21 protein-coding genes are annotated in these 24,414 nt (G+C 63.3%); 12 read left to right on the top strand and 9 right to left on the bottom strand.

What is annotated here, in order from left to right; translation table 11 throughout:
* Positions 1-23: 23 nt before the first annotated feature.
* The 11 genes from NKK51_RS25015 (at position 24) to derI (ending at position 12,893) form a co-directional block, all read left to right on the top strand.
* Positions 24-1,682, top strand: a complete 1,659-nt coding sequence (locus tag NKK51_RS25015) for a glycerol-3-phosphate dehydrogenase/oxidase (RefSeq protein ID WP_352554938.1) — start codon at positions 24-26, stop codon at positions 1,680-1,682.
* 422 nt (positions 1,683-2,104) lie between these two features.
* Positions 2,105-3,115, top strand: a complete 1,011-nt coding sequence (locus NKK51_RS25010) for a sugar-binding transcriptional regulator (RefSeq protein ID WP_127296545.1) — start codon at positions 2,105-2,107, stop codon at positions 3,113-3,115.
* Between the two features lie 33 nt (positions 3,116-3,148).
* On the top strand, positions 3,149-3,805 hold the full coding sequence (locus tag NKK51_RS25005) for a DUF2291 family protein (RefSeq protein ID WP_352554934.1): 657 nt from the start codon (positions 3,149-3,151) through the stop codon (positions 3,803-3,805).
* Positions 3,802-5,343: a sugar ABC transporter ATP-binding protein gene (locus NKK51_RS25000; protein WP_352554933.1), complete on the top strand. Its 1,542-nt coding sequence runs from the start codon at positions 3,802-3,804 to the stop codon at positions 5,341-5,343. The genes NKK51_RS25005 and NKK51_RS25000 overlap by 4 nt, the downstream gene beginning before the upstream one ends.
* Before the next feature lie 26 nt (positions 5,344-5,369).
* Entirely contained in the window at positions 5,370-6,503 is a 1,134-nt protein-coding gene (locus NKK51_RS24995; protein WP_352554932.1) for an ABC transporter permease, read from the top strand.
* 38 nt (positions 6,504-6,541) lie between these two features.
* Entirely contained in the window at positions 6,542-7,483 is a 942-nt protein-coding gene (locus NKK51_RS24990) for a D-ribose ABC transporter substrate-binding protein (RefSeq protein ID WP_013533072.1), read from the top strand.
* A gap of 96 nt (positions 7,484-7,579) precedes the next feature.
* Positions 7,580-9,139, top strand: a complete 1,560-nt coding sequence (locus NKK51_RS24985; RefSeq protein WP_352554931.1) for an FGGY-family carbohydrate kinase — start codon at positions 7,580-7,582, stop codon at positions 9,137-9,139.
* Entirely contained in the window at positions 9,136-10,653 is a 1,518-nt protein-coding gene (locus NKK51_RS24980; RefSeq protein WP_352554930.1) for a glycerol-3-phosphate dehydrogenase, read from the top strand. Before NKK51_RS24985 ends, NKK51_RS24980 begins: the two co-directional genes overlap by 4 nt.
* A complete protein-coding gene (locus NKK51_RS24975) occupies positions 10,653-11,591 on the top strand; it encodes a sugar phosphate isomerase/epimerase family protein (RefSeq protein ID WP_352554929.1) in 939 nt (312 codons plus the stop codon). Before NKK51_RS24980 ends, NKK51_RS24975 begins: the two co-directional genes overlap by 1 nt.
* Before the next feature lie 63 nt (positions 11,592-11,654).
* Positions 11,655-12,422, top strand: a complete 768-nt coding sequence (locus NKK51_RS24970; protein ID WP_352554928.1) for a triose-phosphate isomerase — start codon at positions 11,655-11,657, stop codon at positions 12,420-12,422.
* Between the two features lie 33 nt (positions 12,423-12,455).
* Positions 12,456-12,893: a D-erythrulose-4-phosphate isomerase gene (gene derI, locus NKK51_RS24965; protein WP_013533067.1), complete on the top strand. Its 438-nt coding sequence runs from the start codon at positions 12,456-12,458 to the stop codon at positions 12,891-12,893.
* A gap of 20 nt (positions 12,894-12,913) precedes the next feature.
* Here the strand turns inward: derI and dhaL are convergent, their stop codons facing one another.
* From dhaL to oiaX, 4 genes are all read right to left on the bottom strand, one after another.
* Positions 12,914-13,555: a dihydroxyacetone kinase subunit DhaL gene (gene dhaL / locus NKK51_RS24960; RefSeq protein ID WP_352554927.1), complete on the bottom strand. Its 642-nt coding sequence runs from the start codon at positions 13,553-13,555 to the stop codon at positions 12,914-12,916.
* Positions 13,556-13,582: 27 nt separating this feature from the next.
* Complete coding sequence (locus NKK51_RS24955) at positions 13,583-14,590, bottom strand: dihydroxyacetone kinase subunit DhaK (RefSeq protein ID WP_352554926.1); 1,008 nt, start codon at positions 14,588-14,590, stop codon at positions 13,583-13,585.
* Positions 14,591-14,719: 129 nt separating this feature from the next.
* On the bottom strand, positions 14,720-16,054 hold the full coding sequence (locus NKK51_RS24950; RefSeq protein WP_352554925.1) for a four-carbon acid sugar kinase family protein: 1,335 nt from the start codon (positions 16,052-16,054) through the stop codon (positions 14,720-14,722).
* Between the two features lie 4 nt (positions 16,055-16,058).
* A complete protein-coding gene (gene oiaX, locus NKK51_RS24945; RefSeq protein ID WP_352554924.1) occupies positions 16,059-17,309 on the bottom strand; it encodes a 3-oxo-isoapionate-4-phosphate decarboxylase OiaX in 1,251 nt (416 codons plus the stop codon).
* Positions 17,310-17,494: 185 nt separating this feature from the next.
* Between oiaX and NKK51_RS24940 the strand changes: the two genes are divergently transcribed.
* On the top strand, positions 17,495-18,208 hold the full coding sequence (locus NKK51_RS24940) for a transcriptional regulator NanR (RefSeq protein WP_023808899.1): 714 nt from the start codon (positions 17,495-17,497) through the stop codon (positions 18,206-18,208).
* Between the two features lie 2 nt (positions 18,209-18,210).
* Here the strand turns inward: NKK51_RS24940 and apnL are convergent, their stop codons facing one another.
* The 5 genes from apnL to NKK51_RS24915 are packed head-to-tail and all read right to left on the bottom strand — an operon-like array spanning position 18,211 to position 24,337.
* The gene (gene apnL, locus NKK51_RS24935; protein ID WP_352554923.1) at positions 18,211-20,049 is read right to left on the bottom strand and encodes a D-apionate lactonase; all 1,839 of its coding nucleotides are present in this window, start codon (positions 20,047-20,049) and stop codon (positions 18,211-18,213) included.
* Positions 20,046-21,080: a Gfo/Idh/MocA family protein gene (locus tag NKK51_RS24930; RefSeq protein WP_352554922.1), complete on the bottom strand. Its 1,035-nt coding sequence runs from the start codon at positions 21,078-21,080 to the stop codon at positions 20,046-20,048. Before NKK51_RS24930 ends, apnL begins: the two co-directional genes overlap by 4 nt.
* 2 nt (positions 21,081-21,082) lie before the next feature.
* Positions 21,083-22,147, bottom strand: a complete 1,065-nt coding sequence (locus tag NKK51_RS24925) for an ABC transporter permease (protein WP_023808896.1) — start codon at positions 22,145-22,147, stop codon at positions 21,083-21,085.
* The gene (locus NKK51_RS24920; RefSeq protein WP_352554921.1) at positions 22,140-23,696 is read right to left on the bottom strand and encodes a sugar ABC transporter ATP-binding protein; all 1,557 of its coding nucleotides are present in this window, start codon (positions 23,694-23,696) and stop codon (positions 22,140-22,142) included. The genes NKK51_RS24925 and NKK51_RS24920 overlap by 8 nt, the downstream gene beginning before the upstream one ends.
* Entirely contained in the window at positions 23,693-24,337 is a 645-nt protein-coding gene (locus tag NKK51_RS24915) for a DUF2291 family protein (protein ID WP_352554920.1), read from the bottom strand. Before NKK51_RS24915 ends, NKK51_RS24920 begins: the two co-directional genes overlap by 4 nt.
* Positions 24,338-24,414: the final 77 nt, after the last annotated feature.

Raw genomic sequence — 24,414 nt, 5'->3', positions numbered from 1 at the left:
ATCCCGCCGGGCGGTTGGCCGCCATGGCCAGGACCGGCGAGGTCGACGTCGTCATTCTCGGCGCCGGCATCAACGGGGCGGGACTGTTTCGCGATCTGTGCGCGCAGGGCGTCAACTGCCTGATCGTCGACAAGGCGGATTTCGGCTCCGGCACCAGTGCCGCGCCATCGCGGCTCATTCACGGTGGCCTGAAATATCTAGAAACTGGCGAATTCGGGCTGGTGGCGCAATCGACGCTCGAGCGCAATTTGCTTTTGAAAAACGCGCCGCACTATGTCAGCCCGCTGCCGACCGTCATCCCGATCTTTTCCTGGAGCAAGGGCATGCTGGCGGCGCTGCGAACGCTGTTCGGCTCGACCAGCGCGCCGCGCAGCCGCGGCGCCATCCTGATCAAGATCGGCCTGATGATCTATGATTTCTACGGCTCGCGAAACCAGGTCATGCCGCGTCACCGCATGGTCGGGCGGCGCCAGGCGCTCAGCAAGATGCCGGCGCTCAACCCCTCGATCGTCGCCACCGGCACCTATTACGACGCCAAGATAAGCCATCCCGAAAGGCTGGTGCTCGAACTGATCCTCGATGGGCTGCAGGCAAATACGGCCTCGGCCAGCGCGAACTACACGGCGCTGGCGAAGTCCGCCGATGGCGTGCTGACCTTCCAGCCGAAAAACGGCGCGGCCTTTTCGGTGCGGCCGAAGCTGGTGGTCAATGCCGCCGGTCCATGGATCGACGATGTCAACGATTTGCTAGGCGCGCCGTCGAAGATGATCGGCGGTACCAAGGGCTCGCACATCCTGCTGAAGCATGACGAGCTGGTCAAAAGCCTTGCCGGGCGCATGCTCTATTTCGAGGCCGATGACGGCCGCATCTGCCTTGTCTACGACTATCTCGGCCTGGCGCTGGTCGGCTCTACCGACATCAAGGCCGACAATCCCGACGCGGTACGCTGCGAGCCTGACGAAGTGGAGTACCTGCTCGACAGCGTACGCACGCTGCTGCCGGGGATGGCGTTCGAACGCGACCAGATCGTCTATGCCTATAGCGGCATCCGGCCGCTGCCGGCCTCGGATGCATCGGTGCCCGGCTTAATCAGCCGTGACCACTCGGCGCCAGTCGCCGAGCCGGATGGGAACAGACCTTTCGCAGTCATCTCGCTGATCGGCGGCAAGTGGACGACCTTTCGCGGCTTCGCCGAGGAAGTCGCCGACACCGTGCTCGGCCGCCTGCAGCGCAGCCGCAAGGTGACGACGCAGGCCATGCCGATCGGCGGCGGCAGGGATTTCCCGGCCGATGCCGCAGCGCGAGCAAGTTGGCTGGCTCTGGCTCACTCGGAAACGGGCGCTGGAGGACGGCGTCTCGAGGCGCTGCTGTCGCGATATGGCACCAGAGCCACGCAGATCGCCACGCATGGGTCGGGTGATGAGGGTCGGCTGCCGGATTCAGAAAGCTACAGCAAATCGGAAATCGACTACATCGTCCGCACCGAGTTCGTCGAACATCTGGCCGATATCGTCATGCGCCGCAGCACCCTGGCGATATCAGGGTCACTGACGGGCCGGGATCTGCAGGAGATTGCGACGATTGCCGGACGGGCGCTGGGCTGGAGCGCCGGGCGCCTCGCAGAGGAAGTCGAGGCCGCCGCCCTGGAACTCGAGGACCGGAACCTGATGCGGCTGGGCTGATCATTCCGTCGCCGATGCTCTTTCCCAAGGCAATCCGGTCAGTTTGCCTAAGGATGCGCCGCATCCCCAATCGCTCAACTCACAGGCGGGTTGGGATTTTGCGATATTAGATATTATTCTTGAGAAACAGTTAGTTAGCAAAAAATTTGATAGCCGATGGCTGTGCAATTCTACTGGCTCAGACACGAAATAACACAGATTGACGTTAAATTAACATAGCCGTATGATCAAGTGACATGCTCACCTCCTAATAGGTCGATGTTGCCCGCCGAAATGCCGGCAGACCGGCGTTTCGGGAAGGGCGAGACCTGTGAATTCCCCGTATGTGCATGCGCCAAATCCGGCGAGGGATTGACAGCGATGCAGGGATGTGAAAATTTTTGCACACAAAGATAATAATATCATCTCAGGGAGGAGATGTCTTGAAATCCGGCGGAGCCGCTAACCGCGATCATGAGTCCAGCCTCGCCACCCGCGCGGCCTGGCTTCACTATGCCGGGGGGCTGACGCAGGCCCAGGTGGCCAAGCGGCTCGGCCTGACCAGCCTCAAGGCGCATCGGCTCATCACCCGGGCCACCCAGGATGGCCTTGTCAGGGTAATCATCGACGGCGATGTCGGCGAATGCATCGACCTCGAGCAGCAGCTGATCAATGCTTACGGGCTGGATTACTGCGAGGTCGTTCCTGATCTCGATCAGGACGAGCTGCCGCTGAAGGCGCTTGGCATCGCCGGCGCTCAGTTTCTGAAGCGGGAGATCGATCGCGGCGAGGACATGCTGATCGGCGTCGGCCATGGCCGTACCCTTGCCGCAAGCGTCGAGTATCTGACGCGCACCGCCGCTGCCCATATCCGTTTCGTCTCGCTGCTTGGCGGCGTGACGCGCAAATTCGCGGCCAACCCGCACGATGTCATGCATCGGCTGGCCGAGCGGACCGGCGCGCAGGCCTATGTGATGCCGGTGCCTTTCGTCGCCAACACCGCCGAGGACCGTGAAGTGCTGCTTGGCCAGCGCGGCATCAGCGATGTCTTCGACCTCGCAAGCCGGTCCGACCTGATGTTCGTCGGCATAGGCACCGCCGAACGGGAAGCCTCGCTGGTCGCTACCGCCATGATCGAACATTCCGAAATCGATGAGGTCAAACGGGATGGCGGCGTCGGCGAGCTGCTCGCCCACTTCTTCGACGACAAGGGACGCCCGGTGGAAACGGCGCTGTCGGACAGAATCCTGGCGCTTCCGCGGGACCAGTTGAAGGGCCGTCGGATCGTCGCAGTCGCCGGCGGCAAGGTGAAAATACGCGCCATCAAGGCGGTGCTCGAAAGCCGCTATCTGAGCGGGCTGATCACTGACGAGTCCACCGCCCGTGCCCTTGTCGAACAGAACAAACCCAATGGTGCGAAGCGCCATGTGAACGGAGGATCGTCAAATGCGTGACAAGCGCGGATCAGCCTTGCCGGCGGTTGCGTCATGAGCGCGAAGGCCGCCCCCGCACCAACCAGGCCGGCTTCGCCCGGCTTGCGTCGGGTACTTGCCGGCGCCGCGGTTGTCGTCCTGCTCGGCGCCATGGCGCTCGACACCAACGTGGTCAGGATCGGCTCTGCCGGCGATGTCCGCAGCGCCGTCTTTTCCGCCGCCGACTACGGCAAGTCGGAGTTTCCCAAGGTGCAGGCCGATGTCGAAGCGCGTGCCGCCGACGCGGCAACGGTGGCGACGGCGATCACCAAGGACAGGGCAACGGCGGAAAAGGAATACGGCGTGCCGGCGGGCGTTGGGCCGGTCATCTCGGTGAAGTTCACCGGCGTCGTCGGCGAAGGAAAATCGGGCATCTACAAAGTCGCCGTCGAAGGTGTGCCGGACACGCTGATGATCCGCCTGCAGACGGGACCGGCGATCAACGGCACCGAGCTTCGCGACGCCACCGGCAAGATCACATTCGGCCAGTTCACCAACCAGATCGAATACCAGGACGCCGGTTCGGCGCTGAACAACGAGATGAAGAAGGAAATCCTGGCCAAGGTCGATACGAGCACCTTGACCGGCAAGACCATATCGGTGGTCGGCGCATTCAAGCTGGTCAACCCGAAGAGCTGGCTGGTCACTCCGGTGAGGCTGGAGGTCAAATGAGCGCGGCTGCCGACACCGGACCCGCGAATGGCGACGCCGTGCTTTCGGCGCGCAACATCGTCATGTCGTATGGCGGCGTCCATGCACTCAAGGGCGTCAATTTCGACATCCGTCGCGGCAAGGTCACCACGCTGTTCGGAGAAAATGGCGCCGGCAAGTCGACGCTGATGAAGATCCTCTCCGGCGTGGTCACGCCGACATCCGGCGACATCGTGCTCGACGGCAATCTCGTCAGTTTTTCCTCATCCTCGGACGCACGCGATCGCGGCATCTCGATCATTCACCAGGAACTGAGCCTGGCGCCCAATCTCAGCGTTCGCGACAACATCTTCATGGGCCGCGAACTGCGCACCAGGACCGGCCTCGACTTCGCCGAGGAATCGCGCCAGGCGCGCGCGCTGATGGCTGATCTCGAAGAGGACATCGACCCGATGACCCTGGTCGAGGATCTGCGCCTGGGCCAACAGCAGATCGTCGAGATCGCGCGGGCGCTGTCGGTCGATTCGCGCATCCTGATCATGGACGAGCCGACCTCGGCGCTCAGCGCCACAGAGGTGGAGGTGCTGTTCAAGGTGATCCGCGATTTGACCAGCCGCGGCGTTTCCATCGTCTACATCTCACATCACCTCGAAGAGGCGCTGCAGATCACCGACTACGCCGTTGTCCTGCGCGACGGGGCGATAACGGCGACGGCTGAAGCCAGAAACATCGACCTCGAGTGGATCGTCCGCAACATGGTCGGCGAGAACTTCGATCTCGGTTCGCCGCCGACCGGTCATGAGTTCGGTGAGGTCGCCCTTTCGATCGAGGATGTCAGTGTCGTTGACACTTCGGGCTCAGGCTATTCCGTCGTCGACCACCTGTCGCTGGACGTCCGGGCAGGCGAAATCGTCTGCATCTATGGGCTGATGGGCGCCGGGCGCACGGAATTGCTGGAGGCCGTCGCCGGACGGGTGCCGATGGCGGGCGGACGCGCGCTTCTGGAAGGCGAGGACGTTTCCGGACTGAGCATTGCGCAGCGCATCTCCAGAGGGCTTGTGCTGGTCCCCGAGGACCGCCAGCGCGACGGGCTGGTGCAAACGATGACCGTCGGCCGCAATCTCTCGCTCGCCAGCATCGAAGCGTTCGCCAAGGGGCTGTTTCTGTCCCGTTCGAGAGAGCGAGAGCTGGTCGAAGACTCGATCCGCAAGGTGACCGTCAAGACCGCTGGTGGCAACGCCATGATCGGATCGCTGTCTGGCGGTAATCAGCAGAAGGTCGTCATCGGCAAGATGCTGACGACCAACCCCAAGGTCATCCTCCTCGACGAGCCGAGCCGCGGCATCGATGTTGGCGCCAAGGCCGAGGTCTTCCGCTTGTTGAGCGAACGCGCCGCTCAAGGGCTTGCCGTCGTCTTCTCGACCTCTGAGGTCAACGAATGCCTCAGCATTGCCCACCGCATCGTCGTCATGCGGCGTGGCAGGATTTCAGCTGAATTCGGCGCCAACGCCACCAAAGAGCAGATCATGGCCGCCTCCGGCGAAGCCGTGGTCGCCTGATCACCAGAATTTCGGAGCCCAGACCCATGACCGACGTCAGCCAGGCCAGAAAACAGTCCAGTCCAAGCGCGGGCGGCGAAGGCTTCGACCTCGCCAAGCTGCTGCTAGAGGGTCGCGCTTTCTTTGCCCTGATCGTCATCATCGTCGTCTTTTCGATCCTGTCGCCCTACTACCTCTCGGTGGCGAACTTCCTGACCATGGCCTCGCATGTCGCCATCTTCGGAATTCTCGCCGTCGGCATGCTGCTCGTCATCCTCAATGGCGGCATCGATCTGTCGGTGGGGTCGACACTGGGCTTGGCCGGCGTCGTTGCCGGCTTCCTGATGCAAGGCGTGACGCTGAATTGGCTCGGCGTCGTCCTCTATCCGCCGGTCTGGGTGGTCGCTGTGCTGGCCTGCATGCTCGGCGCCGTTGTCGGGCTGATCAACGGCGTGCTGATCGCGCGCTTCAAGGTTCCGGCGTTCGTCGCCACGCTTGGCGTCATGTACATGGCGCGCGGCCTGGCGCTGCTGATGACCAGCGGTCTGACCTACAACAATCTCGGCGGCAAGCCGGAGCTCGGAAACACCGGCTTCGATGCGCTTGGCTTCAACCGCCTGTTCGGCGTGCCGACCGGTGTCGTGGTTCTCGTGGTCATCGCGCTCATCGGCAGCATCGTCCTGAACCGCACCGCTTTCGGGCGCTGGCTCTACGCCTCGGGCGGCAATGAGCGCGCGGCCGAACTCTCCGGCGTCCCGGTCAAGACGGTGCAGATATCCGTCTATGTGCTGTCAGGCATCTGCGCCGCCATTGCAGGCCTGATCCTGTCCTCGCAGCTGACCTCGGCGGGGCCGACCGCTGGCACCACCTACGAACTGACGGCCATCGCGGCCGTCGTCATCGGCGGCGCGGCGCTGACCGGCGGGCGCGGCAACATCCGCGGAACCCTGCTCGGGGCCTTCGTCATCGGCTTCCTGTCCGATGGTCTGGTGATCATCGGCATCTCATCCTACTGGCAGACAGTGTTCACGGGCGCCGTCATCGTGCTCGCCGTGCTGCTCAATGCCGTTCAGTATCGCCGCCGCAGCAAGCTCCCAAGCGCGACAGGTGGCCAACCGACTTCTCAGAAACGGGGGAAGGCCGAAGCGGCCAATCCTGCCCAAGGGAAGACTGCCAGATGAACTGGCAGCAACACCGCGTAGTCATTGGAGGAATGTACATGAAAACCATGCTTAAGAGCTTGCTCGCCGCCGCGATGGTCGTCGGGTTTACGGCGGCCGCGTCGGCCGCGGGCCTGATCTCGATCATCGTCAATGATCCGGCCAACCCCTACTGGCTGACCGAGGGCAACGTCGCCAAGGCCGAAGCCGAGAAGCTCGGCTATACGGCCAATGTCGGCGCCCACAAGGGCGACACCAACACGGAAAGCAACTTGATCGACACCGCCATCACCAACAAGTCGGTGGCGATCATCCTCGATCCGGCCAACGCTGACGGCTCTGTCGGTGCGGTGAAGAAGGCGATTGCAGCCAACATCCCGGTGTTCCTCGTCAATGCCGAGATCAACCAAGAAGGCCTCGCCAAGGGTCAGCTCGTTTCCAACAACGCGCAGGGTGCTGCTCTCGGTGCCCAGCAGTGGGTGCAGGCCGTCGGCGAAAAGGGCAAATATGTCGAACTGCTCGGCGCCCCGTCTGACAACAACGCCGCTACGCGCTCGAACGGGTACGCGACTGTGCTGAGCCAGTACCCGGATCTCGAGAAGGCTGCTTCGCAGGTCGCCAACTGGGATCGTACCCAGGGCCACGACAAGATGCAGAGCATGCTGCAGGCCAATCCCGACATCATCGCCGTGATCAGCGGCAATGACGAGATGGCGCTTGGCGCGGTTGCGGCGCTGAAGGAAGCCGGCAAGCTCGCCGGCATCAAGGTCGGTGGCTTCGACGGCTCCCCGGATGCGGTTGCGGCGATCAAGTCCGGCGAACTGCAGTACACCGTGCTTCAGCCGGTCGCCATCTTCTCGGCCAAGGCCGTGCAGCAGGCGGACTCGTTTATCAAGACGGGCGCCACCGGTGCGGCGACCGAGAAGCAGCTGTTCGATTGCCTTCTCATCACCAAGGACAATGTCGACAAGTACACCGCACCCTTCGTGCTGTCAGAATGAAACCTGCACAGGGGGTGTCCTTGCGGACACTCCCTGCCTCTTCCACGAAATGACTGCCCTCGTGAACTGCCTTCGCAACCAATCGGAAATTGCGGCATGAAAGACCTGCTGATCGGCATCGACGCGGGAACGTCGGTGATCAAATCGATCGCTTTCGACCTGTCCGGGCGGCAGCTCGCCATGACGTCGGTGCCCAACAGCTTCGTCACGCTGGAAGGCGGCGGCGCCGAGCAGGACCTCGACCAGACCTGGCGCGACATGGCGCGGACCGTTCGCGATCTCGCGGCCAGGGTTCCCGACCTCGTGCAACGAACCGCAGCGGTGGCCATCACCGGGCAGGGCGACGGAACCTGGCTGATCGATGGCGACGGCTTGCCTGTCTCGCGCGCCTGGCTGTGGCTTGATGCCCGAGCTGGACATCTGGTGGACGAGATGCGCGCCGATCCCCGGGATCGCAGGCGGTTCGAGCTGACCGGCACGGGGCTGAATTCCTGCCAGCAAGGCGCCCAGCTTGCCTTCATGAGAAAGAACCATCCCGACATGCTGGAGCGGGCGGCGACCGCACTGCATTGCAAGGATTGGCTCTACTTCAAGATGACGGGCGAACGCGCCACGGATCCCTCCGAGGGAACCTTCACCTTCGGCGATTTTCGGTCGCGCAGCTATTCCGACGAAGCCCTCGACATCCTGGATCTGACGACGCATCGCAGCCTGTTGCCTCCCATGCTCGAAGGCACCACCGACCATCATCCGCTGTCGCGATCGGCGGCGGCAGAGACTGGCCTGCTCGAAGGCACGCCGGTGGTGCTGGGTTACGTCGATATGGTCATGACGGCGCTCGGAGCCGGCCTCTATGATCCCTCGGGCAATGTCGGCTGCACGGTCATCGGCTCGACCGGCATACACACACGCTTTGCCGCCACTCCCGACGATGTCGTGCTGAACGACGATGGCTCCGGCTACACGATCGCCATGCCTATTCCAGGCGCCTTTGCACAATTGCAATCCAACATGGCGGCGACGCTCAACATAGACTGGGTGCTTGGCCTTGCGCGCGACGTGCTCGCGACGGCTGGCGGCAAGTCTTCTCATGACGAGTTGCTGAAGGCCCTCGACACTTGGGTGGAAGCATCGGAGCCGGGATCGCTGATCTACCAGCCCTACATATCACTGGCCGGTGAAAGAGGGCCGTTCGTCGACCCTGACGCACGCGCTGGCTTCATCGGCCTTTCGGTCAAGCACGGCTTTGGCGATCTGGCACGCGGCGTCCTCGAGGGACTGGCCTTCGCCGCACGCGATTGCTACCAGGCGATGGGCGCCGTGCCGAGCGAGATCCGCCTGTCGGGCGGCGCCGCGCGCAGCCCCTCCCTACGCCGCATCATCGCGGCGGCGACCCGGGCGCAGGTGCGCACCAGCAGTCGCCAGGAAGCCGGCGCGGCAGGCGCCGCGATGATGGCGGCCGTCGGCCTCGGCGTCTATGGCTCGATGGAAGACTGCGCCGCCGAATGGGTGACGCCGCTTCTCGGCGACTGCGATGCCTATGACGAGGCGCTTTCGCATACCTACGATGCCCTCTTCCCTTCCTTCGTTGCAGCGCGTCAGGCGCTTCGGCCGGTGTGGAAGGGCATGGCGCACCGCACAGGAGCAAGATCTTGAGCAATACAACAGATGTCGTCGATCTCTTCGTGATCGGCGGCGGCGTCAATGGAGCCGGCATAGCGCGTGATGCGGCAGGTCGCGGGCTGTCCGTCATCCTGTGCGAAAAGGACGATCTCGCGCAAGGCACGAGCTCGCGCTCCGGCAAGCTGGTGCATGGCGGCCTGCGCTACCTCGAATATTATGAATTCCGGCTGGTTCGCGAAGCACTGATCGAACGCGAGGTGCTGCTCGAGGCAGCGCCGCACATCATCTGGCCGATGCGCTTCGTTCTTCCGCACAGCCCGCAAGACAGGCCGGCATGGCTGGTCCGGCTCGGGCTGTTTCTCTACGACCACCTTGGCGGCCGTAAACGCCTGCCGGGGACAAGAACACTGAACCTCAAGACCGCGCCGGAAGGCGCGCCAATCAAGGACGAATTCAAGCGCGGTTTCGAATATTCCGACTGCTGGGTCGACGATGCGCGCCTGGTGCTGCTCAACGCCCTGGATGCCAGGCAGCGCGGTGCCAGAGTGCTCACGCGCACCGCCTGTGTCGCGGCCCGCCGCGAAAACGGACTGTGGTCGATCGACATGCAGGATGGTCGCACGGGTGCGGTGACGAAGGTCCGCGCGCGGGCGCTGATCAACGCGGCAGGCCCCTGGGTCAACGACATTATCAGCCGCGTCGCCGGCCAGAATTCCACCCGCAATGTTCGTCTGGTGAAAGGCAGCCATATCGTCGTGCCCAAATTCTGGGAGGGGCGGCAAGCCTATCTCATTCAGAACAACGACAAGCGGGTGATCTTCGTCAATCCGTATGAGAACGATCTGGCGCTGATCGGCACGACCGACATTCCCTACGAAGGCAGGCCCGAGGAAGTGGCCGCCGAGGCCAGCGAAGTCGATTATCTGATCAAGGTCGTCAATCGCTATTTCAAGCAGCAGCTGACGGCGCAAGACGTGGTCTACAGTTTCTCGGGCGTGCGTCCGCTCTATGACGACAATGCCGACAATCCAAGCGCGGTGACGCGCGACTATATTTTCGAACTCGACGCCTCCAACGGCAACGCGCCGCTGCTTTCGGTATTCGGCGGCAAGATCACCACATTCCGCAAGCTGTCGGAACACGCGCTGGAAAAGATCCAGCCGTTTTTTCCGACGATGAAGAAAGCCTGGACAGCCAAAATTCCCTTGCCGGGAGGCGACCTGCCCAATGCGGACTTCGAGCAGTTCCTGAGCGATCTGCATTCCGAGTTTTCATGGCTCAGCCCGTCGCTGGTAAAGCACTACGCTCGAAGCTACGGCACCCGTGCCAGGCAATTGCTCGCCGGCGCACAGCGCGAGGCGGATCTCGGCCGCCGCTTCGGTCCCGACCTGTATGAGCGGGAGGCAAGGTTCCTGGCCGAGACCGAATGGGCCGGCACATCAGCCGATATTCTGGAACGCCGCACCAAACATGGCCTGCATCTCAATGCGGCCGAGCGGAAAGCATTCGAAGACTGGTTCGATAACATCATGGCGACGGCAGACTGATGGCCTTCACGCTTTCCCTCAACACCAATCCGCTGGTCAATCGCTTCGCCGACCCGGACGATTTGATCGACGCGATTGCCTATGGCATCGGTATCCGCGACGTGCAGCTGACGCATGAATTCGTCAATCCGGGCTGGCCGGCGGCAACGATTGCCAAATTCCTGCGCCTGTTCGACAGGGCGCTTTCGCGGACCGGCGTGCGGATCACCTCCGGCATGACCGGACCTTATGGCCGGCTCAATCACTTCGGCCATCCGGACGCGGATGTCCGGCGCTACTATGTCGGCTGGTTCAAGACCTTCGCCGATATTTCCGCGGAACTCGGTGCGTCGGGCATGGGCACGCAGTTCGCCATCTTCACCCATAAGGACTTTGACGATCCGCAACGGCGGGCGGCGCTGCTCGACATCGCGCTCGAATGCTGGCGCGAGGTGGCCGAACACGCCAAGGCGGCGGGTCTGACATACCTGTTCTGGGAGCCGATGTCGGTCGGCCGCGAGTTCGGCCACACGATCGAAAGCTGCGCCACGCTGCAAGGCGCCATCGATGCGGCGAAGCTGCCCATACCGATGAAGATGATGGTCGACATCGACCATGGCGACGTCACTTCGCCCAACCCTGCCGACACCGATCCCTACGCCTGGGCGAAAGCGTTTCCCTTGCAATCGCCGATCATCCACATCAAGCAGTCGTCGATGAATAAGGGCGGGCACTGGCCGTTCACGGCCGCCTACAACAAGGATGGCCGCATACTTCCGCAAAAGCTGCTGGACGCGGTTAGGCAGGGTGGCGGAACCGACAATGAAATTTGCCTTGAACTTTCCTTCAGGGAGAGAGAACCAGTCGACCATCAGGTTATCGAGATGATCCGCGAGTCGGTGGATTTCTGGGCGCCTTATATCGACAGTGGCCGCGACGATCTCAAGCCTCAAGGTTGAGCGAACACGTCGCCCGAAAGCCGGCTACGATGTCGGCCGCGAAAGTACCGAAGGAGAAAAAGAATGGCCCCATATTGGGTCGGCACGAGCTGGAAGATGAACAAGACGCTGTCGGAGGCGTTGCAGTTCGCCGATGCGCTGGCGGCCTTTGTGCCCGATTTCGATCCGGCAATACAGCCCTTCGTCATTCCGCCGTTCACCGCAGCGCGCCAGGTCAAGGCGGCGCTGGCCAACACCCGCGTCAAGATCGGTGCCCAGAACATGCATTGGGCCGATGCCGGCGCCTGGACGGGGGAGATCTCGCCGGTGATGTTGAAAGATTGCGGGCTGGACGTAATCGAACTCGGCCATAGCGAGCGCCGCGAGCATTTCGGCGAGACCGATGCGACTGTGGGACTGAAGACGGCGGCCGCTGTCAGGCACGGTTTCGTGCCGCTGATCTGCGTCGGCGAGACGCTGGCTGAGCGCGAAGCAGGCCGCGCCGAGGCGGTGTTGACGGCACAGGTTCTCGGCGCGCTGCAAGAGCTGAGCGGCGATCAGGTGAAGGCGGAAATCCTCTTTGCCTACGAGCCCGTCTGGGCAATCGGCGAGAAGGGCATTCCCGCAAGCGCCGACTATGCCGACAAACAGCAACAGCTGATCAAGAAGGTTGCCGCCGACCGGCTGCCGGCTGCCCCGCCTGTGCTTTACGGCGGCAGCGTCAATCCCGGCAACGCGGCCGAACTCATCGGCCAGCCGCATATCGATGGCCTGTTCATCGGCCGCTCGGCGTGGCAAGCGGAAGGCTATATCGACATTCTGAAAAAGGCGTCGGCCGCCATCGCGCGCTGACCGCTAAAAGACCAAGCAAAGGAGCTCATCATCATGAAGATCGCACTCGGAGCCGACAGCGCCGGCAAGCCGTTGCTCGACGTCATCGCCAAGCATCTCGCCACCAAGCCGGAACTGCAGGTCGTCGACCTAAGCCAGGCCGGATTCTACGCCGATATCGCCGCCTCGGTCGGCCACGAAATTCTCGACGGCAATTACGACCGGGCCATCCTGTTTTGCGGCACCGGCATCGGCGTCAGCATCTCCGCCAACAAGGTCCCGGGCATTCGCGCCGCATTGACCCACGACACCTATTCCGCTGAGCGCGCCGCCAAGTCCAATAACGCCCAGATCATCACCATGGGCGCCCGCGTCATCGGTCCCGAACTGGCGAAATCGATCGCCGACGCATGGTTGGCCTCGGAGTTCGATCCGAATGGCCCCTCCGCCACAAACGTGCAGGCCATCGACAAGCTCGACGCCAAGCGCTGACGCGAGGGCCTGCTGCTGAGTTAACTGGTCAAGGCGACCCGCATCGCCTCGATCACGGTCACGGCGGAGGCGGCGCCCGGGTCCATGTGGCCAAGCGAGCGTTCGCCGAGGCGCGATGCCCGGCCCTTCGTGGCGACCATCGACTTGGTCGCCTCCGCGCCGGCGTTTGCCGCTTGTGCAGCAGCTTCGAGACTGCGCGCCAGATCCTTGCCGGAGGTCAGCGCTTCGCCCGCCGCCTGCGCAGCCGGCGCCCATGCATCGATCATCGTCTTTTCGCCAGGCTCTGCTTTGCCGCGATCCTGAATGCCCTTGGCCATCGCCTGGAACAGAGCGACCACGTCCGCGTCGTCGAGCGTCGTCTTGCCCTTGACGGCTGCCGCGCCGCGCATGAACGCGGTCGCATAGAGCGGACCGGAGGAGGCGCCAACCGCGTTCAGGAACGACTTTGCCGCCATGTTCAGCAAGGTGGCCGGATCGGTGGCCCCGGTGTCCAGTGCGGCGACTGCATCGCGTGCCGCGGAAAATCCAAGCTCCATCGCAATGCCGTGGTCGGCGTCGCCGATAACTCCGTCAAGCGCGCATAGTCGGTCCCTGTCGGCCGACATGGCGGTTGCGATCGCCGCGAACATCGCGACAAGGCGGGCGGTGTCGATTGTCGTCATGTCTTAGTCCTTGCCACAGAAGTGGGTTTAGCCGGCGCGAAACATGGCGCAGTCGCAGGGGTGGTCCAGCATCGTCTGCAACTCGCCGTCCAGCCGATGCAGAGTGATCGAGGCCCCGGCCATTTCGAGCGAGGTGCAGTAATTGCCGACCCAGCTTGCGTGTATGGACACACCGATCTCATCGAGCCTCTGCTTCACGCGCCGGTTCATGATGTAGAGTTCCATCAGCGGCGTCGAGCCCAGCGAATTGACGAGCACCGCGACCTTGTCGCCGCGCGCCGGCGCCATCTCGTCGAGAATCCTGTCCAGCATCTCGTCGGTGATCTCGTCGGCTGTTTTCAACTTTTCGCGCGCGATGCCGGGCTCGCCGTGGATGCCCATGCCGATCTCCATCTCGTCCGGGCCGATCTCGAAATTCGGCCGGCGGGTCTGCGGCAGCGAACAGGGCGACAGCGCCACGCCCATGGTGAAGGTATGGTCGTTGGCCTTGCCGGCGACGCGCTCGCATTCGTCGAAGGACAACATCTGGTCGCAGGCGGCGCCGGCCGCCTTGAAGATGAAGAAATTGCCGGCGACGCCGCGCCTCTTGTGCCGCTGGTCGCGCGGTGCCGAGGCGACGTCGTCGGTGCTCAGCACCGTGCGCACCTCGATGTCGTCCATGGCGGCCATCTCGGCCGCCATGTCGAAATTCATCACGTCGCCGGCATAATTGCCGTACATGAAGAGCACGCCGGCGCCGCCGCTGACTGCCTTGGCGCATTCGAGGATCGGGTCCGGCGGCGGCGAGGCAAAGACATTGCCGATGGCCGCAGCGTCAGCCAATCCCTTGCCGACAAAGCCGAGAAAGCTCGGCTCGTGGCCCGAACCGCCGCCAATCACGAGGCCCACCTTGCCCTGGCGCGGTCCGTCGCGGGCGATGATGGAGCGTGGACTGCCGTCCACGCTTTTGAGATGGCGGGGATGCGCTGCCAGGATGCCTTCCAGCATCTCGTCGACGGCGCGGTTGCCATCGTTGATGATCTTCTTGGTCTGCACCCGACGTCCTCCCGATTTCGGCATTTTCGCAGATAATACCGGGTGTTACCGGGATTTCCACCCGGCAAGGCGCATTTCGTGTTGAAGTGCTCTCGCACAGCGGCTCCTGAAATCCCGGTGTCGGCTGGTTCAAGTGCCGAGGCCGTCGCGGATGGCTGAGAAATAGCGATCGGTTCCGACCTGGCCGCCCTTGAGCGCGACCTCCAAGCCGTCGACCGCCTTGACGCGCGAGTGGGCAACGCAGAGCGGCGAGCCAGGCGAAGCGGGCAGCGGCATGCGGATTGTCAGGGCATCGACACCCATTTCGCCGAGTGCATGGCTCGACGTGTCGCCGCCGGCAATGACCACGCGCCGCAAATTCTGTTCGATCGTCAGGCTGCGAAGGATTTCTCCAAGGCCGCGGCCAAGCCTGTGGCGGGCGCCTTCCTGCCGGTCGATTTCGGCGCCCCTGTCGGCATCGGGGCCAAGCGCGGTGTAGAGGATGACGCTGCGCCCGGCTTGCAGACTGGCACGGCCGCTTGCCGTTGCGCGCGCGATCGCCTGCTGCGAAGCCTCCGAAACCAGCTCGACGGGATCGACCTCGATGCCGTCGAAACCGTCGGTCAGGGCATGCCGGATCTGCCGCTCGGTGGTCGGCGAACAACTGCCCGACACGACGGCTATCCGCTCGGCTGCGCCCGGCGGCGTGAAACCTTGTCCAGCGCCGACAATGTCATTCGACGCCCATTCGGCCAGCAATGCATACTCGACCCCGGACGAGCCGGCGACAAAAGAACCGCCTGGCTTGCGAACGCGCCAGATCTCCTTGCCGGCCAGAGCTTGCGTTTCCAGATTGTCGACATCGACAAGCACGATGGGGGTGCCGTTTCCGGTCAGCCGATCGAACGCCGCCGACCGCGACGCGGACTGCAGCGTCGCAAGGTCGATCAGCCCGGAGCTCAGCGCCGTCTGCCGCGACAAATGGATCAGCAGATCGGACTCATCCATCGGCGTCGTCGGATGGCGGCTCATCACCGGGTGGCGGTCGATGCGGAAATATTGGTCGCGATAGGCTGCGAACAGATGGCCGAAGGCGGTGTAGCGCTTGAGCTGCGGCGCACCGACCAGCAGCGGCACACTGTCCTGCGCGAACACCGAGCGGCCGATCTCGATGGCCCGGCCGATGCTGCCGATCGTCGGGCTGGAATCGAAAGTCGAGCAGACCTTGTAGTGACAGATTGCGGCTTTCAACGTCTTCAGCCAGCCGAAGGCTTCGCGCAGATGCGTGTCCATCCACTGCGGCGTCTCGCTGCGGCTGGTGCCGGCCAGGCCGATCGCCCGGCACTGCGCAAATCGCGCAAGCAAGGCCTCGTCCGGCTGGCGCATGAACAGCACGGTCGGCACGCCACCAAGCTCGAGCGCCTCCATGACATCGGTCGAGCCGGTCAGGTCGTCGCCATAGTAGCTGAGAAGCAGGTCCTGCATGGCTTCAGGCTGCCTTGCCTTCGCCGAATTTTTCGATCGACCGCGCCAGTTCAGGGTGGTTCAGGGCGAAGTCGGCAAGCGGAATGCCGTCGACCGCCGCCTGCCAGGCTTGCTGCACGGCGCGCACGCCGGCGCCCGGCCCGTCCGGATGGCTGACGATGCCACCGCCGCAGAGATAGAGAAGATCGACGGTCCGGCCGGTCCGCGCATATGTCTCGGGCGCCTGCCCGCCCCACTGGCCGGAGCCGGCGACCGGCAAGGCGCAGTCGTCAGGTGAGAAGATCGGCGTCGTCACCGCCTTGAACGACTCGACGAAGGAGTCATCCGGCTCCCAATATTTCGAGGCGATGCCGTTGATCTGGAATTGGTCGACGCCGAGCAGTCGCCAGAATTGCTGCCAGACCTTGAAGCCCATACCTAGCCCGGGGTGCCGGGTGAGGATGTCCCAGCCGTTGCGGTGAGCATGCAGCACCAGACTGGAGCGCTTCCTCAGGAACGCCATGCCACTGAGCCCGATCGAATTGATGTTGACAACAGCGCAATTGCCGCCGGCCTTCGCCACCAGATCGTGGTTGCGCATCATCTCATCCGGGTCGGCATGCGAAATGCCGAAGGCATACATCACTTTCTTGCCGGTCTTCTGCTTATGGTCGAGGATCAGCGGCATGATTGCCTTCACCCGCTCCGACAGCGGCGAATAGGCCGGGCTCATCAGCTTCTCGTCATCCTTGATGAAATCGACGCCGGCGGCGATCAGTTCCGCCACCATTGCCGCCGTCTCGTGCGGCCGCAGCCCGAGCGCCGGCTTGACGATGGTGCCGATGATCGGGCGGTCCGTCACACCGGTCAGTCGGCGGCTGCCGGCGACACCGAACTGTGGGCCGGGATGCGCGCCGCGAAAATCCTCCGGCAGCTTCATGTCGACGACGCGGATCCCGGTGAGGCCCTTGATCGAATAGGTGCCGCCGATGGCGATGGTCATCAGCGCCGAAAGGTCGGTGCCGATGGCATCGAACGGAAAGGCGATGTCGACATCGGCGCGTTTGAACGGCCCGCTGCCGTCATCGGGAAGTGACGGCCGCTCGGCATCGGGCAGAGGCCGGATCGCCAGCACGCGCGCCGCCACCCGGGCCTTCAGCTCTTCGGTCTCGCCGGGCAGCGCGACGAAGGTGCCGGTCGACTGGTCGCTGGCGATCTTGGCGGCCAGCGCTTCGATGCTTCCAGGCGTTTCGATGCGATAGGTGAGGGTGATCATGGTCTGCTGTCTTAAGCCGAGGCGTTCGAAAAAGGTTCACCGGTGTTCTAAATCTGGTATAATGAGTACATAAGTATTGCAAGGCATATCCGGCTAGAAGTTTTAGGCAGATCGACAGGCGGCAATTTCCGGGAAATGTGGCGGCAGTGTTAGATAGGGCCGGCTCAAGGGAGTGATTCGCGACGATGAACCGTTCGGAACCGATTGTCCGGCGCAAGCTTTCCGACGAGGTCTTCTTGCGGCTGAAGCGCCTGATCACCAGCGGCGAATTGATGCCGGGTGACGACATGCCGTCGGAGCGCGAACTGATGGAGCGCTTCGAGGTCGGCAGGCCGGCGATTCGCGAGGCGATGCAGGCGCTGAGCAATATGGGCCTGGTCGCGATCTCGCATGGCGAGCGCGCCAAGGTGCTGCAGCTCACGGCAAAGTCGATCATCAAGCAGGTCGATGGCGCCGCCAAGATCATCCTGTCGTCATCGAAGGACACGCTTGAGCACCTGAAGACCGCGCGCATCTTCTTCGAGCGCGGCATGGTCAGGGAAGCCGCCGAAAAGGCCACCGCCGAGGATGTGCAGCGCCTCAGGGCCACCGTTGCCGAACAGCGCGGCTTCCGTGGCGATTCCGAAGCCTTCATCTCCGCCGACATGAAATTCCATACCCAGATCGCCGCGATCTCAGGCAATCCGATCTATGTCGCCGTTAGTGAGGCGATGCTCGGCTGGCTGAAGGAATACCACACCGAAATGCTGATCTGGACCGGCAAGGAAAAGTTCACGCTGACCGAGCACGAAGAGATCATCGGCCGCATCGAGAAAAAGGATGCGGATGGCGCCGAGAAGGCGATGATCAAGCATCTCGAACGCTCGCGCGCGCTCTATGTGATGAACTCCGAAAAGTAGCTTCAGCCGAGCCGGGTGATCGCGTAAGGCGTCATCACGAGATGGCCGCGGCCAAAAGCTGAAATGTCGACCGGCACGTCGTCCGCCGTCAGGTTTGCCAGCCACACGACCGTCTCGTCCGAGGCCGAGCGTCCGGCCAACGCCAGCACCTTGGTTTCATCGCTCGTCCTTGCCGCCACCTGCGTAAGGCCGGCCAGTTCGCAAAGCCCCTTGATAGCCCCGAAGAGTGGCCGGGGCGATCCTGCCGCAATGGGTTCTCCGGATGACGCCAACACGCCGAACGGTCCGGTGAAGCTGGAGAGCGTGAGCTGTTCCAGTCCGGCGGGCGCGACGCGTGCTGCATAGCCGATCGTCCATGCTGCTGCGAACAGGCCGGCATGGCGCGGGTCTCGGTCGGCCATGGCGATGCGCTGTCCCCCGGGATTGGGCTTGGTCGCGCCGCCATAGGGGTTTTGCCGCATGGCAATCGTCGACGGACCGATCCGGTAGGATTTTGCCCCGAAGATCGCCCGTGCCGATTGGGTGATGAAAGGCAGCGCCTCCAGCGATTGCATGATGCTCAGGTCGTCGGCGGCATGCACGATCGGGCAGGTGCAATGGGTGACGAAATCGAGCTGGTCCGCTGGCACGCGCTTGCGGTTGAGTTCGGTGAAATAGCTGAACATACCGCCACCGAGGCGGATATCGGGAAAGGCGCGCCGCGCAGCCGCAAAGACGTCTTCGAGCGTCGGGCAGTCCGGCCACGCGCTGCCCGGAGGCGTCGACTGCCGGTCGACCGAAGGCGACACGGCAATGGCCGAGAGTTTCAGTCCGGCCCGGCGCACCAGGTCGGCGACGCCTGACAGCTCGGCGTCAAGATCGCCAGCGCAGGCAACAACGCATTCGAGGGTCGTCTGCACCGGATAGGCGGCGGCAAGTTTTGCAAAGGACTGCAATGCGTCGAGCCCGTGGCCGCGCGTCGGGTCGTAGTGGAAGATCAGCTGTTGCGGGCCGAGCGCCGACAGCATCGAGAGCTTCGCAAGTGCGCTCTCGACATCCTCGGGATAGATGACCACGCCGATATCGGGCAGCCTTGGCCCGGCTTCGCCGAGTTCGACGCGGACCGGTTCGCTGACCATGGCGGCAGCCGGCGCGTTGCCTTTCCCTGTGATGCGCAGGCTGATCGTTTGGCGCAAGGGCTGGCCGGCAGGCAGCACATAGGGCCATGGCAACGCGAGCGGCCGCACATAGGTCTTGTAGGAGGCGTCTGACCAGTTGCGCTGGTCTTCCATCTCGAATGTATCGCCTTCCATTAGGCATTCGGCGGTGACACCAGGCCGAACCTGATGGGTGATGGCGCGGATATCCTTGAAAGGCTGCCACGGGTCGATCAGTTCGGGCAGTTTCGTCGCCACCACGATGCCGTCCGTATGCTCGACAGTGACTGGACTGCCGGCCAGCCCTGCGATCGGATGCAGGATGCAGAAGCCGCAGCGGTTGGTCTCGAAATCGCTTTCGGGGAGGGCGCCGACGTCGAAGACCAGACGGCCATCGGCGAAGCCTTTGATGGTTGCGTGGAAGCCGAGCCGGCTTCCATCGGGTCCGATGCAGCTTGCCGAATAGCTGATCGCGAAGCTCTCCGCGTCCTGATCGATGACGAGGCCCGTCAGCACCGGCTCATAAGTGCCCCAGTCGCGGTCGCGCACGATATAGGCAATGGCGCGCAGCACCTCGGTGCCGCCATGCCGGATGGTGCGCAGATTGCCGTTGACGAAGTCGGCGCTGAGCGCGCCTGCGCGTAGCCTGATTGGTTCGGCCTCGACGGCATGCGTTCCGTAGAGCAGGAATGCGTCGGCGGTCATTTAAGCAAGGCGTCGAGTTGCACCGGTTGCCGGCTCGCGGCACCGGTGTAAGCCGCCTCGACCAGTGCGAACGTCTTGAGATTGTCGGCGCCCGAGGTCGCCGGTTCGATTCCCTTCGCCAGGCAGTCTACCCAATGCTGCTGGATGGCGACGATGCTTTCCTGAATGTTATGCCAGGGCCGCGACGCCCATGGCAGCAGCGGCGGCGAGACGTCGGTGACGACCGTGCCGTTCTTGCCGGTGACGGTGAGCCGGTATCCCTGCGCCAGCCGGATCGTTCCGTCGCTGCCGTCGATCTCGATCAGCGTCTCGGGAAACGGCTCGGTGGCAAGCTTCGTCGCATAGCTGCAGTCGACCACGGAGGTCGCGCCGCTCTTGTGGTCCAGAAGCATCGTCGCCACATCCTCGCCCGCGATACTAGGATTGACGCGGGCGGTTCGCGACGTGATGGTCGAGACGTCGCCGAGCAGGAAGCGGGCGATATCGAGGATATGGATGCCGAGGTCCTCGATGATGAAGCGCTTTCCCGTCGCTAGATAGGGCTGGCCGGAAAACACGTCATAGCCGGAGCGGAAGGAGATGCGCCCGAAGAAAGACGTGCCGATCTCGCCGCTGTCGAGCACGGCGCGCACCGCCTGGATCGGCGACTGCCAGCGAAAATTCTCATGCACCATCAGCGGCACGCCGGCTTCCGCGCATGCCCCGACCATTGCCTTGGCGTCGGCGAGCGTCGGCGCGAACGGCTTTTGGCAGATCACCGGAACGCGATGAGCGGCCGCCATTTCGACAAGCGGACGATGGCTGGGCGCGGTGGTGGCGATGTCGACGAAGTCCAGGCTTTCGCCGGCAAAAAGTTCCGCCGCATCGGTATAGCGCTTCGCTATGCCGAACTGGTCGCCGACGATCTTGAGCCGTTCCGGGTCACGGTCGCAGATAGCAACGATCGAAGCGCCCGCAATGCCGCGCCAGGCGTGCATCTGGTTGACGGCAAAGAAGCCGCAGCCGATCAGCGCTCCACGCAACTCCGCCATGCTCAACCCGCCTTCGCCATCTGCATCAAGGTGACGCGCTGTTGAAGCCGGCGTTGTGCCTGGTCGACGACAACGGCGACGATGATGACGAGACCCTTGATCACCATTTGCCAGAACGAACTCACACCCATCATCACCAACCCGTCCGAAAGAATGCCGATGACGAAGGCGCCGACGATGGTGCCGCCGATCGTGCCGCGCCCGCCCGACATCGAGGTACCGCCGAGCACCGCCGCCGCAATGGCGTTGAGCTCGAAACTTTCGCCTGTTGCCGGATGCGAGGCCATCAGCTCGGACGAGATGATCAGGCCGACGATCGCCGCGCAGAAACCGGAGAACATATAGACGAACATCTTCACCATGTTGACACGGACGCCCGAAATCCGCGACGCCCGTTCATTGCCGCCGACGGCGAAGATATGGCGGCCGAGCGGTGTGTATTTGGCGAGATAGGCGGCTCCCAGTGCAACGACGATCAGGATCCAGATCGCCACCGGCAGGCCAAGCAGCCGGCCTGCACCGAGGAAACCGAAACCGGTGGTGCCAAGCTCCGGCTTGCCGACGAGGTTGGGAAAGGTGCGGCCATCCGACGACAGCAGCGCCAGGCCGCGCGCGACATAGAGCACGCCAAGCGTGGCGATGAACGGCGCGACGTTCAGCCGGGTGATCAGCAAGCCGTTGACGGCGCCGATCAATATGCCGACGGCAAGCGTGATCAGCGCGATCTCGAAGACGTTGAAATAGATGGTGTAGCCGATCTGCAGGTCGATGCCATTGAGCACGAGATAGCCGGCCACCATGCCGCACAGGCCGACGATCGAGCCGACCGAAAGGTCGATGCCGCCGGTGATGATGACGAAGGTCATGCCCATCGCCAGGAACGCGTTCAGCGCCACGTGCTTCGACATCAGGATCAGATTGGCGGTCGACAGGAAATTCGGCGCCGCGATCGAGAAGAAGATCAGCACGGCGATAAGCGCGATGAAGGTCCTGAGCTTCATCAGCGTCAACAGCACGGAGCCGCTGGAAGCGGAATGAGCGGCCGCCTTGGCTGGGATGTCAGTCATGGGCGGTGCTCTCCGTGTGTGAGACCGGTCCGTGGCCAAGCGCCGAAGCAGCGACGAGTGCCGCCTCCGTCGCCTCGGCACGGTCGAACATGCCGGTCAGTTTTCCGTTGCTCATCACCGCGATGCGGTCGGACAGCGCCATCACCTCATCGAGGTCGGAGGTGGCGAACAAAATCCCCAATCCGTCGCGGGACAGTTTGCGCATGGTGCGGAAGACGTCTGCCTTGGCGCCGACATCGATGCCTCGGCTGGGTTCGTCCATTAGCAGCACCTTGGGTTCGGTGAGCAGCGCCTTGCCGATCACCACCTTCTGCTGGTTGCCGCCCGACAGCGAAGACACTTCCTGCGCCGGGTCGGCGACCTTGATCGCCAGTTCCCGCACCATCTGCGTCACCGCCTGCCTTTCGTCGGCGCCACGGATATGGAATAGGCGGGCAAATCGCGACAGGCTGGCTAGCGTCAGATTGCTGGCGACCGAGAGGATCGACACCAGCCCTTCGCGCTGGCGATCCTCGGGGATCAATGCCAGGCCACGCCGGATGCGCCGCGTCGTGTCGCGCTCCTTGACCTTTTTACCGCCAATGAAGATCGCGCCTGTCGAATGGCCGTGGCGGCCCATGATGCAGTCGAACAATTCGCTGCGACCGGCGCCCATCAGGCCGTAGATGCCGAGGATCTCGCCGGCGCGCAGCGACAGCGAGACATGGTCGACGGCAAGCCCGCCGATAGCGCGCGGCAGGCAGATGTCCTCGGCTCGAAATATCTCCTCGCCCGGAAGATGGCCGTCAGCCTTGGCGAAATCCTTGGCGTCGGAACCGATCATCTGGCGAACGATCCATCGCGTGTCGACGTTCTTCATCTCCTCCTGGCCGGTGATGCGGCCGTCGCGCAGCACGGTGATGTAGTCGCCGATGCGGATCAGCTCTTCCAGCCGGTGCGAGATGTAGACGATGGCCACGCCGCGCGCCTTGAGGTCGGCGATCACCTTGAACAGGATCTCGACCTCCGCAGCGCTCAGCGCCGAGGTCGGCTCGTCCATGATCAGGATTCGCGCATCGAGCGAAACCGCCTTGGCGATCTCGACCAACTGCTGCTGGCCGATGCGCAAATCCTCGACCAGCATGTCGGGCCGTATGCCGGCTTGCAGGCGTTCCAGAAATTCAGCCGCACGGCGCTCCTGTTCCTTGCGGTCGATCTTGCCGAAGCGGTTGGTGATCTCCCGGGTGGCGAAAATATTCTCGGCGACGCTCATGTTGCCGAACAGGTTCAACTCCTGGAACACCATGCCGATGCCACGGTTCACCGCATCACCGGATGACGAGAAGGAAACCTCTTCGCCTTCCAGCAGGATGCGGCCGGCGGTCGGCCGTTCCACACCGGCGATGATCTTCATCAGCGTCGACTTGCCGGCGCCGTTTTCACCGACCAGCACGTTGACCGCGCCCTTGCGCACCTCGAAATTGGCGCGCTTGACCGCAACGGTGCCAGAATAGACCTTGGAGACGTCCTCCAGCTTCAGGATGATTTCGCGCTCTGCTGTCGCGCTCATGGCTTCGGCCCGATCTCTGCCTCCGCCGGCGTCACCAGCGGCAGGTCCTGGCCGCTCCCCAGCGTATAGGCGCCCAGCACTTTGGCACTGCGGCCTTCCAGCGCCTCGCGCGGCAGCTTGGACAGCACCGTCTTGTCGGTGTAGCTGTTGAACGCCTTGCCGAACTGGGCGAAGTCGATCTGGTTGGTGAAGTCGTTGAACTGGATGAAGTCCAGGCTGTCGCGCAGCGCGGTGCCGCGCACCGCCGGTCCGATCTGCACCCGTGCATCGGCCTTGCCGTCGCCGTCGACATCGACGTCGACGGTTGCCGCCCGCGACTGCGTGTTGGCCGCGACGATCTTGCCTTCCAGGCGAACCGCGAAAGTCCAAGGCGAATTCGCCTGCTTGTTCGGATTGCCGTATTTGGCGCCGGCAGCCGATGGATCGGTTGTCGCCAGGGTGTGAACCTGCGCTAACGGTCCGGCTTTCTGCTGGAGATAGGGCACGACCTTTGCCGCCCATATCTCTTCGACCATCTTGTCTGGATTGAAGGCGGGAGCGTTGTCTCCGGCTTCCGATTTCGTAGGCAGGATCTTGCAGGCGGTCAGGCTGAGGCCGACCATCACGGTAAGGGTCGGCCAGTTCGGCTTGGTGTTCAGCATGGCGGCCTGTCGTTCAGCATCGTGGGCGGCCCACGGAAAATGGCGGCAAGGGGCGAAAACCGATGTTCGCCCCTCGC

Source organism: Mesorhizobium sp. M0011 (assembly GCF_040324155.1).
In the GTDB taxonomy this organism is placed as follows: domain Bacteria; phylum Pseudomonadota; class Alphaproteobacteria; order Rhizobiales; family Rhizobiaceae; genus Mesorhizobium.
This window is presented reverse-complemented; position numbering and strand designations above follow the sequence as displayed.